At 67.0% G+C, this 12904-nt stretch carries 15 protein-coding genes; 4 read left to right on the forward strand and 11 right to left on the reverse strand.

Going from position 1 to position 12904, the window contains the following annotated elements:
* Nucleotides 1–212: 212 nt before the first annotated feature.
* Nucleotides 213–413, reverse strand: a complete 201-nt coding sequence (locus ACFWN1_RS04010; protein ID WP_384357908.1) for a hypothetical protein — start codon at nucleotides 411–413, stop codon at nucleotides 213–215.
* A 110-nt stretch (nucleotides 414–523) separates the two neighbouring features.
* Between ACFWN1_RS04010 and ACFWN1_RS04015 the strand changes: the two genes are divergently transcribed.
* Together ACFWN1_RS04015 and ACFWN1_RS04020 are read left to right on the forward strand one after the other, a co-directional pair.
* Nucleotides 524–1411 carry a helix-turn-helix domain-containing protein gene (locus ACFWN1_RS04015; protein WP_384357910.1) on the forward strand — a complete coding sequence of 296 codons (888 nt, stop codon included), beginning with the start codon at nucleotides 524–526 and terminating at the stop codon, nucleotides 1409–1411.
* 181 nt (nucleotides 1412–1592) lie between these two features.
* Nucleotides 1593–2612, forward strand: a complete 1020-nt coding sequence (locus ACFWN1_RS04020; RefSeq protein ID WP_384357912.1) for a tryptophan--tRNA ligase — start codon at nucleotides 1593–1595, stop codon at nucleotides 2610–2612.
* Between the two features lie 9 nt (nucleotides 2613–2621).
* Here ACFWN1_RS04020 and ACFWN1_RS04025 read toward each other — a convergent pair whose 3' ends face one another.
* The 4 genes from ACFWN1_RS04025 to ACFWN1_RS04040 are packed head-to-tail and all read right to left on the reverse strand — an operon-like array spanning nucleotide 2622 to nucleotide 6427.
* Nucleotides 2622–3662: an NAD(P)/FAD-dependent oxidoreductase gene (locus ACFWN1_RS04025; protein ID WP_384357914.1), complete on the reverse strand. Its 1041-nt coding sequence runs from the start codon at nucleotides 3660–3662 to the stop codon at nucleotides 2622–2624.
* Entirely contained in the window at nucleotides 3649–4464 is an 816-nt protein-coding gene (locus ACFWN1_RS04030; RefSeq protein WP_384357916.1) for a hypothetical protein, read from the reverse strand. Before ACFWN1_RS04030 ends, ACFWN1_RS04025 begins: the two co-directional genes overlap by 14 nt.
* On the reverse strand, nucleotides 4461–5462 hold the full coding sequence (locus ACFWN1_RS04035) for a hypothetical protein (protein ID WP_384357918.1): 1002 nt from the start codon (nucleotides 5460–5462) through the stop codon (nucleotides 4461–4463). Before ACFWN1_RS04035 ends, ACFWN1_RS04030 begins: the two co-directional genes overlap by 4 nt.
* Entirely contained in the window at nucleotides 5459–6427 is a 969-nt protein-coding gene (locus ACFWN1_RS04040; protein WP_384357920.1) for a hypothetical protein, read from the reverse strand. The genes ACFWN1_RS04035 and ACFWN1_RS04040 overlap by 4 nt, the downstream gene beginning before the upstream one ends.
* A gap of 282 nt (nucleotides 6428–6709) precedes the next feature.
* Here ACFWN1_RS04040 and ACFWN1_RS04045 point away from each other — a divergent pair, with 282 nt between their 5' ends.
* Nucleotides 6710–7594, forward strand: a complete 885-nt coding sequence (locus tag ACFWN1_RS04045; protein WP_384357922.1) for an AAA family ATPase — start codon at nucleotides 6710–6712, stop codon at nucleotides 7592–7594.
* A 143-nt stretch (nucleotides 7595–7737) separates the two neighbouring features.
* On the forward strand, nucleotides 7738–8304 hold the full coding sequence (locus tag ACFWN1_RS04050; protein ID WP_384357924.1) for a guanylate kinase: 567 nt from the start codon (nucleotides 7738–7740) through the stop codon (nucleotides 8302–8304).
* On the opposite strand, the gene ACFWN1_RS04055 is transcribed toward ACFWN1_RS04050, so the two are convergent.
* The 6 genes from ACFWN1_RS04055 to ACFWN1_RS04080 form a co-directional block, all read right to left on the reverse strand.
* Nucleotides 8290–9111, reverse strand: a complete 822-nt coding sequence (locus tag ACFWN1_RS04055) for a DUF1932 domain-containing protein (protein WP_384357926.1) — start codon at nucleotides 9109–9111, stop codon at nucleotides 8290–8292. The genes ACFWN1_RS04050 and ACFWN1_RS04055 overlap by 15 nt on opposite strands.
* Nucleotides 9112–9142: 31 nt before the next feature.
* Nucleotides 9143–9874 carry an HAD family hydrolase gene (locus ACFWN1_RS04060; protein WP_384357928.1) on the reverse strand — a complete coding sequence of 244 codons (732 nt, stop codon included), beginning with the start codon at nucleotides 9872–9874 and terminating at the stop codon, nucleotides 9143–9145.
* Between the two features lie 10 nt (nucleotides 9875–9884).
* Nucleotides 9885–10319 carry a hypothetical protein gene (locus ACFWN1_RS04065; protein WP_384357930.1) on the reverse strand — a complete coding sequence of 145 codons (435 nt, stop codon included), beginning with the start codon at nucleotides 10317–10319 and terminating at the stop codon, nucleotides 9885–9887.
* A gap of 38 nt (nucleotides 10320–10357) precedes the next feature.
* A complete protein-coding gene (locus tag ACFWN1_RS04070; protein ID WP_384357932.1) occupies nucleotides 10358–11317 on the reverse strand; it encodes a caspase domain-containing protein in 960 nt (319 codons plus the stop codon).
* A gap of 4 nt (nucleotides 11318–11321) precedes the next feature.
* The gene (locus tag ACFWN1_RS04075; protein WP_384357934.1) at nucleotides 11322–11702 is read right to left on the reverse strand and encodes a TIR domain-containing protein; all 381 of its coding nucleotides are present in this window, start codon (nucleotides 11700–11702) and stop codon (nucleotides 11322–11324) included.
* Nucleotides 11703–11983: 281 nt separating this feature from the next.
* On the reverse strand, nucleotides 11984–12514 hold the full coding sequence (locus tag ACFWN1_RS04080; protein WP_384357936.1) for a hypothetical protein: 531 nt from the start codon (nucleotides 12512–12514) through the stop codon (nucleotides 11984–11986).
* Nucleotides 12515–12904: the final 390 nt, after the last annotated feature.

A 12904-nucleotide genomic window follows, 5' to 3' on the forward strand; every position in this document is an offset into this window, starting at 1 on the left:
GTGCGGTAGGGGTGCTAAACGACGCGGCCCACAGAAGGCGCGTACGCGGGCAGTTCTGTCCAGGCGTACCACCCCGCAGCCCCAGCTTCGGGCCACCGAGGGCATCGCTGGTCCAGCGAAGCCCTGGCTTCCTGTGTCTCGACCACCTGCAGCTGGCGCAGGATGTTCCCCGTGCTGATGGGCCATAGGCCGCTGTGCTGAGCACCTCGCGCTCACTCAAGAACGCCCAATGCCGACATAACCAGCACGAGCATGGTCATGGTTGCCCCTACGGATGCACCGCTGCACAAGATGCAAGCGGGCAACTTGGCGCCGCCTAGACGGGCCAGCAGCCCGGTTGCCATCCCCACGATGATCGCAGCAAGAAGCGCCGTAACGACCAACAAAACCCTCACGCCAAACGCGTACTCCACCTCAAACCTCCCTAGCGCACTGAGACTCGGTGACGACCTCAGCGTCATTCAGGGGCTCTTCCTGGTCTACGATTCTGGACTAGGTCGGAGATCTCGGGACTACGCAGGACTTGGAGGACGTCGTGGGACGGCGGCCGAAGCCACTCGATCCCAGCCAGCCACTGCACGCCTTCGCACTCGAGTTGCGGCTCCTACGGGACAAGGCCGGGGCGCTTGGCTCTGAAAAGGAAACCTGCCAGCGCGCTGAGATTGGGCGGTCGACGTACTACTCCTACCTCAACGGCGAGAACCTCCCGAGCCGGGACAGACTTGAGGCGGTTGTGAAGGCGTGGGGCGGTGATGTCAAGGTCTGGCTTGAGAGGCGCAGGCAGGTGGAGGCCGCTGTCGTTCAACGATCGTCAACACAGCCCAAGGAGACGAAGGAGCCCTCGGAGCTGTACACCATGATGGTCCTTGGCATCGCTAGCCTCGCGGCACGTAACCCCCATCATCAGATCCATCTCCGTCGGCGGTTCGATGCTGTATGGGCCGGCGCCCTCCACAGGTCCGGTGTACACCGAGAGATTAAGAGAACAGATCATGGCGACTCGTGGCTATTCTGGGAGCCAGGCATAGAGCTCGTATCAGACGCGTTTGTCAGTTTGTTGCCCCAAATTACTGAGCTCCTCAACCACGACAACCACGACATGGAATCCTCCGGCCTTCTACGCGTACGCGGGGCGCTCCATGTCGCCGCGGCTCATGAGGCGTTTGGAGGGCCGTTCGGGCCGGACGTGAGCGAGGTCTACAGATTCGCTGACGCTCCCATCATCCGTGACAAGCTTGCCGCTGACGCATCCGGTGACCTCGCTGTAATCTTCTCGGACAGAGCCCGACACATGGGCAATCTGATCACTCACCATGACACCTTTCAAAGTATCCACGTCAACGGATGGAAGGACTGGGCAGGTGGGGCTGCATGGCTGTACACACCGCATCACTCTCCTCCTATAGGTTGAATACGGTCATCCGATCCAGCGCGCGCTTCGACTCGACTGGTCGAGGCATTGTTAAGCGGCGACCTTGTTGTCATCTAGTTTCTGCGGAGTCCCTGGCTCCGCGTCATTCCCGAGGAACCGAGATGGTTAGCGGATCAACTTGTCTTTGGCTCAACGTGGATGACCCCGCTAGGCTCCGCGCATGCTGACTGCTGAAGCGAAGGTGTCGCTTACCGGGATCAAGCCGACCGGTGAGCCGCACCTCGGCAACTACATCGGGGCGATCAAGCCCGCGCTGGAGTTGGCGTCGGGTGCGGAGTCGATCTACTTCATCGCGGACCATCACGCGCTCACCTCGGTGCGTGATCCCGAGCTCCTGCGCCGGTGGACCCGTTCCGTGGCGGCTACCTGGCTGGCGGCCGGCCTGGACCCCGAGCGCACGATCTTCTACCGGCAGTCGGACGTCCCCGAGATCTTCGAGCTGCACTGGATCCTGTCGTGCTTCAGCGCCAAGGGGCTGATGAACCGCGCCCACGCCTACAAGGCGGCGCGCGACCGGAACCGCGAGGCCGGGAACGAGGACCTGGACGCCGGGGTCAACATGGGGCTGTTCAACTACCCCGTCCTCATGGCGGTCGACATCCTCATCATGGACACCGACCTGGTGCCGGTGGGCAAGGACCAGCTGCAGCACGTCGAGTACGCGGCGGACATCGCCGGCGCGTTCAACGCGGTGTACGGCGACACGTTCAGCCTGAAGCTGCCGAAGGCGGTGGTGCCGCAGGAGGACAGCGGTCGCACCCTTCCGGGGACCGACGGACGCAAGATGAGCAAGTCCTACGGCAACACCATCCCGCTGTTCGCGCCGACCGCGGAGCTCCGCAAGGTCGTGCGGAAGATCCCGACCGACAGCACCCCGGTCGAGCAGCCGAAGGATCCGGACACCTCCGCCGTCTTCCAGATCCTGCAGCACTTCGCGACGCCCGAGGACACCGCGGCGGTCCGGTCCCGGCTGGAGGCCGGCGGGATGGGATGGGGCGACCTGAAGAACACGCTGCTGGTCACCCTGGATGACAGGCTCGCCCCCATGCGGGAGCGTTACGACGCGCTCATGGCCCCCGGCAGTGAGCTGGACGAGTTGCTGGCGGTCGGGGCGTCGAAGGCGCGGGCGCGGGCTAAGCCCGTGCTGGAGCAGGTCAGGAGGGCGATCGGCATCGGCTGAGCGCGCCGCTCAACCGCGGCGGGCTACGGCCTGGGCGATCAGGTCCGCGCCGTGCCAGGCGGTAGTCCACTTGCCCGGTAGGCAGACGACCAGGTTGCCGACGCGTCCCCAGCCGGTGGCGGGTCCGCCCAGGTCGGCAACGGCCACCGACGGATCCGGCGTCTGGCCCTGGACTTCCGCTACCTTGCCCCATCGGAGCTCCAGCTTCTCGACGGGAAGCTGGGGCCAGTGGCGGGAGAGGGCGGCGGCGAGGCGGTAGTGCTGGGCGGCGTCCGATGCGCGGTCGTCCGGTCGGCCTGGGAGGGCCACGTGCAGTCCGTGGTTCTGTGGGCTGACGGCCAACAGGTCGCCATCGAGGTGGTAGGTGAGAGGGATGTGCCTGCGGCAGTCCGGCAGGACGCCGTAGGGCAGGCGGCTTACTGCGAGCGGGTGCTCGATGCCCAGCAGGTCGAGCAGCTGCGCGGTGCGGTGTCCTGCGGCCAGTACCACGGTGTCTGCCTCGCGCAGCTCACTACTCGAGGTCCTGACCGCCGCCTGGCTTCCGCGGCGGACCAGGCGTGCTGAGGCGATGTGCTCGATGACGGCACCCTCCTTCCGCGCCTTCCGGTGTAGCGCGGTGTGGAGGGCAGCTACGTCCACTACGAGGTCCGGCAGGAGGAATCCCGCGGCCGGCGGTTCGGTTACGAGGAGCCCGTGGTCACGCACCTGGCCTGCGGTCAGCGGCCGTACGGGGATGCCGAGCCGCTTCCACATGTCGACGTAGCGAGGCGCGTTGGCGGCGTCCTGAAAGAGCCCGATCCCCGTGCGGGTGGCCACGCTGTTCTGCAACAGGGTGGACCACCGTGACCGGTGCTTCCAGCAAGCGGCGGCGACCTCGGGAAGCACGGGCGCGTAGACCGCGCCCGAGTGCAGCTGCCCGAAGTTGTGCCACGACGCACCTGGCAGCTCGTCCGACAGGCATGTCACGTGGTGCCCCTCTTCGGCGAGGCGCACGGCGGCGGTGAGGCCGCCGAATCCGGCCCCCAGGACCAGGACGTCAAGGCGCTTCACAGATGTCCTCCGAGGTGAGCAGTCGCGCAGGCGCCAAGCCGAGATCTCTCTCAAAGCGCCGCCGCAGGAACGGTGGAGCGGTGTGGTGATCCAGTCGCGCTCGCAGGCGCGGTGGCAGCTGGTCGAGCCGGACATGGCTCGCGTGCCGGGCGGCGGCGGGATCGCTGCGCCGGGTTGTCCAGGCGAGAAGGGACAACTGGGCCGCGGCGCCGAGCCCGATGTGCGGGCCGTCGGTGGGCGGCGGAGTCGGCACCAACCACAGCCGACGATCGGCTGGCGAAGGCATAGCCATGACCCCGGCGAGATGCGCCGCGGCTGCCTCGTACGGAGTGAGACCGCCGAGTTGCGGGAGCAGTACGAGGTCGACTCCGACTTCCCGCCCGTACACGCCCGCCTGTCTGCGCTTCGCGATGCCGTACGGCGTCCGCAGGCCGATCGGAGCGAGGACGGCCGTGGAGCTTGCGACCACGATGCGGGCCGGCACACGGGCGGCGTGGAGGCAGTGGCGGACAGCGATGGTGAACTTGGTCGAGGTAGCCAGAGAACGGCGCATGGTCGCTACGCTGCGGCGATCCAGGACCAGGTCGACCAGCGTCACACTCTCCGCGTCACGCAACCGGTCGACAAGGGGCGACACCGAACAGGGGCCCTCGGACAGATCGGTGACCAGCCACGTGGTGCGGGCGCTGTCGTGGTGTCGGCGAGAGAGCGCCACCACGCGCTCTGGGTCGGGCAGCAGCGGCAGCAGGTGCCGTCCGAGGCGTCCCGATGCCCCGAGGACTACGTACGTCGGGCGGTTCATCGACCCGCCTCGCGCCAGAGCCGAGCGAACCGGACGAAGCTCTCGGTGAAGTCCCGCTTCACCTCTTCCCACGCCGCCGCGTCTTCGCGGCGTGAGTGGAAGGCGCCACGCGCGGCGTCGATCGCCGCGACGTCCCAGCCGCTGCTGAGCTCGATCGCGGAGAGCAGCGGGCGTTGGGACGCCGGATCGCGACTGAGGACCTGCGAGGAGATCTCGTCGTCGCTCATGCCGAGGTGGATGCTGGAGGCGGGGATGCTCTTGGACATCTTCGGGTAGCCGCCGAGGCCCTCGAGTACGCGGAAGTACAGCGAGCCCAGCTCTGCCTCCCAGTCGAGCGACAGCTCCCCGGCCGTACGCTGGCGCTGGAGTGCGAGGCGCGAAAGCTCCGTGAAGTACCCCTCCTCCCGACCGGAGAGCATCAGGATGCGGCGGGCCCCGCCCTCGGCCGGCTCCAGGATGTCGGCGACGGTGTAGAGGGCGTCGACCATGATCCCGATCTCGCTGCCCAGGAGCCCGTGGTCCTGGTAGAGGTCGAGCAGGTCCTCGTGGTGGTCCAGGAAGTCCTGCCGGCCGAGGAATCGGGCGACGCGTCCGCAGCGCACGAGGTTGTCGTGGTCGATGTGGGAGCGCAGTCGTACGGACGCTCCCGCCGATCCGTCCTCGTAACCGAGGGCGCGCAGAAACGCGAACATCTGATCCCGTACGCCGACCAGGGTCTGCCACGGGACGTTCCGGGAGTTCCAGGCGCCGAGTTCGGAGACGACGACCGTCATCGGCACGTGGAGGTGCCGCTGGAGCTCCAGCACGCCGAGCATGACGGACAGCGTTCCGGCGGTGGGAGCATTCGTCGGACCGAAGCCGGTGACGATAGTGAGCCCGTCCGCCGTCGCCGGTGCCAGCACCCGGTCTGCGCCGTCGTGGTGGGTGAAGCGGCGGGCAAGCGGGCCCAGTCCGTCGGTGAGCCACCGTTCGGTCGGGCAGAGCAGTTCGGCGGTCAACGGGTGCCCCTCTGGTCGGCGGCCTGGCGGAGCGACTGAAGAAGTCGGTTCGGCCCGCCGGCCGCGCGCGCCTCCCGAACCAGCGCCAGCGCGGCGTCCTCCGTGATTGTCGGTCGGGCACAGGCCACGATGGCGGCGGCGTTGAGATCGACGAAGTCGGCGAGCGACGGATCGGCGTCCGGACGCAGCGCCTCCATCAGCACGAGGGCGTTCGAGGCGTGATCTGACCGGTGCGCCACCGAGCGCCGCCAGGCGGCACGATCGCCAGGGCGGGTGCGGCGGCTGACCGTCACGCCGTTCCCGAGTGCTTCTGCGGTCCTCGTGTAGCCGACCGGGGCGATCTCGTCGACCACCATCCCCTCGCCCACGTCCGTCGTCACCACCTGCCCCCGTGCAAGCTCGGGGCGGGCGGCGCGGATGGCCCGAGCGGCCGTGCCGACGTCGGAATGGGCCAGGCCGTGCAGGAACGCCTCAGCGTCCACGAGCAAGGAGGCCGCCGGCATGAAGAAGCTCATCGGGCTCAACTCGGAGAAGCGGCCGTCGTACCGGGCCGCATAGCGGGGACAGAACGACCCGTAGTCGACGAAGGCAATGCCGATGCGCTCGACAGCCTCGGTGACGTCCGCCGGGGAGGTGAGCACGGGAACGCCGAGCGCCGACAGCACGTCGGCCGACCCGGAGACCGCCGAGACCGATGGTGAAGTGCCCTTTACGACGCTCACGCCTGCCGCAGCCGCGAGGAGCGCGGCCGCGGTGGAGACGTTGAAGGTCTTGAACGTCTCCTTGCCGCTGCCCGACACGATCACCGTCCCCCGCGGCACGGGCACCCGGTTCTCGGCGAAGCCTGCCAGCACGTCGTCGAAGCGCAGTACCTCCCGCCACAGCCCGGCCAGAAGATCGGTGGTGACGTGGTTCTCGCTGAGCAGCCGGTCAGACCAGGCCCGCCAAGCACGGTCGGCGTTCACGCCCTCCGTACGGAGGGCCTCGACGAAGTGGTCTACGGGCGCGGGGTTCGGGTCGCGTTGTGCCGGTAAGCCGTAGACGCCCCCGTGGGCATGGGGAAGTGAGCTGAGCATGGGCTACCTCCGGTAGGTGATGCACCTGTTGGCGTTGCCAGGGACATCACAACCGGCTTAGCGTGATCGCTGTATCACGGTGAGCTGCTGCACTCGCACCACGGATCCCTCAGCGGGTTTACACATCCGCTTACACATGGGTTCCGCCATCAGGCGTCTATGGTCCCGGTTGTGACGACCAATCAATTGGTGGGGGAGATGGCCAGGAACCGGTCCGGTTGGAATCCCGCGAAGTTACGCGAGTCAAGGGAACTGCACGGCCTCACGCTTGAGGCCGCGGGCGAGCAGTTGCGGCAGACCGCGCGCAAGGCCGGCCTGACAGCACCGGCCGCCAACTTTCAAACGCTGTGGCAGCACGAGCAGGGCGAGATCTACCCCGGCCCGCACTATCGCCGCGCCTACTGCCTTCTGTACCGCTCCACCGAGCCGGAGCTCGGCTTCCGCAGAGCCCTCCCAGGGGAGGTGAACGGCACCCCGACTGCCTACGCGGACGACGACAGAGCCCGGGTAGCCACCCTGGCAGCCACGCTCTCCAGACTGCTCCCCGAGAACCGCGACGACGGGTTCCCGCCGATCGCGGAGCGCGTCCTCGACGCCTGGCGGACACGGGGCCACGGCCCTACCTCGGGTCGTCCCCTGCTCGTCCTGGTCGGCGGCTTCGCGGGCAGCGGCAAGTCGGAGGTGGCCCGGTTCCTCGCACAGCTCACCGGATGGGCGCTCCTCGACAAGGACCCCCTCTGCCGCCCCCTCGTCGAACACCTTCTCACCGAGCTCGGCTGCGACCCCAACGACCGGCACTCCGAGACCTACCGCCGCGAGGTACGGCCCCTGGAGTACCAGTGCCTGATGGAGTCGATCTACCTCAACATCGACAACGGCCTGTCCACCGTGGCCACCGCCCCGTCCGTCGCGGAGCTCACCGACCCGGCCTGGACGCAGCGCCTCGCCAACCGCTGCCAGGCCCACCAGGTCGACCTCTGCCCGCTTTGGATCACGTGCGACGAGGACTCCATGCGCGAGTACATCGGCTTCCGCTCCGCCGCTCGCGACGCCTGAAAACTCGCCAACTGGTCCGCCTACGCCGACACCCTCGACCTCTCCCTGCGCCCGTGCCGGCCCTACATCCGCGTTGACAACCGCTACGGCACCGCCGTCGCCCTCGCCGACCATGCCCGCTTCACCATGGGAGCGCCCACCTCATGAAGACCGGCATCCTCCTCTACGGCCCGCCGGCCAGCGGTAAGGACACCGTCACCGCCGCGCTCACCGCGGTCGATGTGCGCATACGGCAGTTCCGCCGCCTCAAGGTCGGCTCCGGCCGGACGGAGGGATACCGACTCGGGACGGCGGAGGAGCTGCGGGAGCTAGAGGCGGCGGGCGAGGTGTTGTACCGCAACGAGCGCTACGGGAACGTCTACCTCGTCGACCGTCCCGGGCTCGACGCCGTTCTCGACAAGGGGTACATCCCCGTCGTCCACCTGGGGCAGGTCGCGGGCGTCCTGGCCGTCCGCGACGCATACCCCGCGCGGTGGTTGACCGTCCGACTCGACTGCCCGCGTGACGTCACGGCCGCTCGGTCGGTCGCGCGCGGCGACAGGGATACAGAGGCACGGCTCAGGGCATGGGACGCCACAGCCGCCGATCTTGAGGGTCATGATCCGAAGCTGTGGGACGTGCACCTGCCCACGGACCGGTATGGGCCGGCGGAGGCCGCCGAGAGGGTCCGCGCGGCGCTCGGCGCGCTCGAGGGCTCAGCCCTGCGCTGACGGAGGCCCTTCAGGTTCGCCGTGGAGCAGGGCAAGGACGTCGTCGGGCTCCCCCTCCGTGTCCTTGAGCGGCAGCCAGCGCTCGAGTGCCGCAGCCGCGCCGCTGACCGGACCGTCTGGCAGACCGGCGTCCCGCAGGAGCTGCGCCGCCTCCTCCAGCTCCGGCGCCCACCGCCAGGCTCGAGCGGCCGTCTTCGCGAAGTAGCCAGTCTCCGTCAGGTAGCTGCCGGACCTGCCGCCCGCGACCTCCAGGAGCTCGTCCTCGACGCCGTGCTCGGCGGCTGCGGCGTACGACAGGGCCGCGAGGATACGGGATGCCTTCTGGTAGCTGGTGTAAGCGAGCTTCAGGGCGCTCGCCCGGCCGAGTTCGTCGCAGAGGACGCGAATACGGACGTCGGTGTCGGCGAAGAGTTTCTCGACCTGCTCCGTGGCTTCGGCGGCACCGGCGAGAAAGAGGGCGGGACGCTTGCCGCCGCGAGGCGGAGACCCGATCACCGAACCGTCGAGCACCTGGGCCGCGGGGAGAGCGGTTGCGATCCGGCGTACACGCGCGGGCGTGACGGCGTTCCCCTCGACGTAGATCCCACGGAACCCGTAGTCGCCGACCCGCCGCGCCACGTCCTCCGCCGCGGCGGGAGGGCAGATGGACAGCAGGACCGAGCACTGCGCCACCAGCTCGCCGAGGTCCACCACCGCCTCCAGGCCGGCGTCCGCCGCCCGCTTCCGCGTTGCTGTGCCCCTCCCAGCAGGGCACCACAGCACCCGCACCCCGACGGCGCGCAACTGCGCGCCCACGGCCGCACCCATGCTCCCGGGGTGCAGCAACCCGACCACCGGCTCAGACACAGCCTGCACCGCCTTCGTTCAGCATCAGGTCCACTGCCTGCGCCACGGAACGGACGCAGTGGTCAGCCGTGCCGGGCTCCGTCTCCGCGGTCACCCAGACGGTACGCAGGCCGACCGCGCGACCTCCGAGCACGTCCTTCTCCAGACTGTCCCCGACCATCCATCCACCCCGCTCCAGGTCCTCGACCCTGAGCATCCGCCCTGCGGCCTCGAACATCCCAGCAGCGGGCTTCCGGACCCCGACCTCCTCGGAGATGCACACAGCGTCGAACAACGGCAGCAGCCCGGTCCGCGCCAGCTTCGCCCGCTGGATGTCCCCCGCCCCGTTCGTCACCGCCCACAGGCGCCACCCTGCGGCCCCCAACCGCTCCAGCCCTTCCAGGGCCTCCGGCGCACAGCTCACGGCCCGCGCCATGACGTCGCAGTAGCCGAGCCACAGCTCCTCGACCGGCGTTGACACCGCGAACTCCTCTCGCAGCCGCGCGAAGTCCTCCTGGTAGGCCCGCTCATACATCGCCTCCCGCAACCACGCCTCCACATCGGCCCCGAGCCCGAACCGCTGGCAGAAGCCGCGTACACACTCAGGAAAGGCACGCCCTCGATCGACCAGGGTGTCGTCGAGATCGAAGAGGGCGAAGCTCGCATGACCGGAGGATGAGGGGAGTCCTGTCAGTGCCGTCTGGGCACACTCCAAGGTCTCCACTCCCGAAGGTCTGTGGCTCATTATTCGAAGGTCATCTCCTTTGCACACCAGAGGGCCAGACAACGCGAACGACCCGGCCGAGCTTGCGTGCGTGGGCTACAGCGTCTGCGGTGCCGCCCAGTCCGCGTGCTGGCTTTCCGTCCCATACCGCGATCAAGATCTCGCAGTGCTTCGCGATCCACTGGCCAGCTGCGTCGTACGCTTCCTCGCTTGGGGACTCAAAGCTAAGGCGCGTCACGTCGGTCGCCATGTCGAGCAGAGTGAAATACGTGCTCTTGTCGGAGCTGGAGAATGTCGCTTCGTAGCCGTTGGCCGGGATGACTGCGTGGAGCTCGCCTCCGGCTGCAAGTAGCTCCTGCGCAAAGAGTTGGTCGGCGCCTTCAGCGAGGGAACCGTACCCGACCAGTGGCGCTGCCGTTTCGGCGAGAATCTCCCGGATATTCTGGGCCACATAGGGGATTGCCACCTCCGGAAGTCCTTGATGTCCTGTGATTCCAATGCGAGTCATACGCGGTCCGCCTTAACGAGTTGCCAGTAATGCTTACCCAGGGGCGTCAGAATGCACCCCGTTGATCTCATAGCGGCGTAGTAGAGGTGGTCCTCACCCACAGGCTCGATGAGGCGGCAGGCTCGGAGCTTTTGCAGGCCAGCGAAGATGGCTTCGTTCTCAGGGTGCGAGGGCTCCTCCGTCGGCTCAAATGACGGGTCGAGGCTCAGGACTTGGTCCGGGGTAGGGAACCATTGAGGGAGCTGCCGCAGCATCGGTTTCGGAACTCGCGGATCACAGACACGGATATCGTGGAGTCTGTCAATATTCGCTTTCAGTGTGGGGCGTTGCTCCCAGGCGCCAAACGATTCAGTCAAGTAAGCGTAAAGACCGGATATGTTGACATGTCCAAGAACATCGGCGGCTCCCCCGTCGAGCGCGCCTTCGAAGTAAGTCGAGAACTGACCACGCCCAGAGGCGGTCTCCACAGAGAACTGATCCCCCCGGCTCGCGGTCAAGACCGTTGTACCTTTTGGAAGAATTGCCTGATCGGTACCAAGGGCCGCGATGGTCGTCGCGCCGCCGGAGAAACAGCAGTCCAGGACGACGACGGTCTCCTTGATCTCACTGCGAATGATGCGCTCAAGGATCTCACTGAACCTGATCCCCGGCGTCGCATTGGTACCGTCTGAGGTCACCAAGGCGACGTCACCGTTTTGCGGCGCGCCGTGGCCCGCGAAGTAGAACAAGGCAAAGTCGGAGCCGGGCGCAAACAGGTCATCAAGTAGGGTTAGCAGGTCGTCGCGAGATAGACCCGAGCCATCCTGTGGGGCCTTTGCCACCCGACAGTCGAGATTTGGAGAGTCGTCCTCGTTGCGCGCCAGCAGAGGGTAGAGCGCAGTCACGTCGTTGACGCACCCGTTGAGCTGGGAAAAGTTCTTGTACTGGTCGACGCCGACCAGTAGGGCACGCTTCATTAGGTCAGACCGAGTCAATGAAGTCGGACACGTTGGACCACGTCCATGCCTTACAAGGGGCGGATCCCATCTGCGTCGGCTTGACGCGGTAGTCATCGTCGAGCCAGATACCGAGGATCGGCTTGCCCTCGCTGCGGGCGCAGTCGATCTCCCAAAGCTGTCCGGTCGCCCCCGGCGTGCTCTTGCTGATGAGCGCGACGACCCCCTCCGAGCGACGGATGCGCGTGCGGACGCGCTCCTTCCAGTCGCTTACGTACTGCTCCTTCACGGAGAGGTCGATGAACTCGAACGGGGTGTCAGGATGGATTCGCTGCCCCGTGAACAGGTTGCGGCGCGATTCGTCTTCCATTGCGAAGGCTACGAAAATGGTCTTCTTGTTCGTCATGGTCGCTCATCTCTCGCTACTGGCCCGCTAGTTGCGGCTTCGATAAGTCTACCGACGGCCACTGACAACCGGCCTCGATCGGCGCAACCGACTCATCTCGCAACTCCATACGCAACGGACGGCTCCAGTCCCCTCAGGGCCTGGAGTGCGGCTGAGGGGACGGAGGCCGTAGGGTGCGTCAACCCCGCTTGGGGGGCTGGCCTCTGCCGCCGACGGGGGGAGAGGTCTTGCCGCCACCACCCCTCTTCTCTGTACCGACGAGGTTCGGGTTGGCGAAGGTGTCAGTGAGGCTGGGCGGAGGAGGAGGTGGAGGGGGCGGGCTTGCCGGATTCTCTGTCATGTACGTCAGTGTGCAGCAAGACACTGACAGTCGACAGGCAGATCCCCACCGCGATGGCCGTCAGGCTGACCACCCACCGCTTCGTCTTGCGTTCGTGCGCCGCCCCGTTGGTCTCGAACATGGTCACCCTCGTCGCAGCCAGGGCCATCAGCGTTGTCGGCTTCTCATCACGCCCGTGACTATCCAGTACGGCCCTGGGTTCGATGTCCTCGTACTTTGCGAGGCTGAAGATCGAGATCCCGACGCCAATGCTGACCGCATAGGCCACGAAGGCCGCGATGCCCGTGTACGGCTCGAAGGGACGAGCCGCCAAAAATTGTGCCGCCGTCGCCGCGAAGCCGACGACGAAGACGGCCTTGGTGTCCACCTTGGCGCCGGCCTCCGACTGCCGTGCCATACGCGCAGCAATCTCGCTGTTGATCAGCTCCAGGTTGGACTCCCGCGCCTGAAGCTCCTGCGGCGTCATTGTCATCCCCCAAGCGTAGGAGCAAAGTCGGCCCAAGGGGCCGGGGCCTACTCAGCTGCGCGATCACACCGCCCTGGGCACTGATCCCTCCGGTGGTTGCAATTCTGGTTGCGTTCACCCCCGTCCAGCCCTGTTCGGACGGGGTTGCCACGAACGCTCCACCGCAGGTCAGAACGTTCCTGCACGCCACCGGATCCCCGGACGAACATTTGGAAAGCGTGTTGGGGGCAACCCCTCACGAGTTCGAATCTCGTATCCTCCGCCAGTGCCTCACCGGGCACGATGTCGATGGGCCCCACCGTTCGCGGTGGGGCCCCTCGTCGTTGTGCGTCGCACTTTGCGTCTGTGGTCGTCTCTGTGTGCGGTCGTGGGCGCGGTGGCAGGGCGGAGGCTGCT

Source organism: Streptomyces sp. NPDC058459, assembly GCF_042721685.1.
Taxonomy (GTDB): Bacteria; Actinomycetota; Actinomycetes; order Streptomycetales; family Streptomycetaceae; genus Streptomyces.

Bases quoted from the DNA above. Each gene is read 5' to 3' on its own strand.
- ACFWN1_RS04030 (WP_384357916.1), bottom strand. From the start codon at position 4,464: ATGAACCGCCCGACGTACGTAGTCCTCGGGGCATCGGGACGCCTCGGA.
- ACFWN1_RS04080 (WP_384357936.1), bottom strand. From the start codon at position 12,514: ATGACAATGACGCCGCAGGAGCTTCAGGCGCGGGAGTCCAACCTGGAG.
- ACFWN1_RS04050 (WP_384357924.1), top strand. From the start codon at position 7,738: ATGAAGACCGGCATCCTCCTCTACGGCCCGCCGGCCAGCGGTAAGGAC.
- ACFWN1_RS04055 (WP_384357926.1), bottom strand. From the start codon at position 9,111: ATGGGTGCGGCCGTGGGCGCGCAGTTGCGCGCCGTCGGGGTGCGGGTG.
- ACFWN1_RS04075 (WP_384357934.1), bottom strand. From the start codon at position 11,702: ATGACGAACAAGAAGACCATTTTCGTAGCCTTCGCAATGGAAGACGAA.
- ACFWN1_RS04060 (WP_384357928.1), bottom strand. From the start codon at position 9,874: ATGAGCCACAGACCTTCGGGAGTGGAGACCTTGGAGTGTGCCCAGACG.
- ACFWN1_RS04020 (WP_384357912.1), top strand. From the start codon at position 1,593: ATGCTGACTGCTGAAGCGAAGGTGTCGCTTACCGGGATCAAGCCGACC.
- ACFWN1_RS04070 (WP_384357932.1), bottom strand. From the start codon at position 11,317: ATGAAGCGTGCCCTACTGGTCGGCGTCGACCAGTACAAGAACTTTTCC.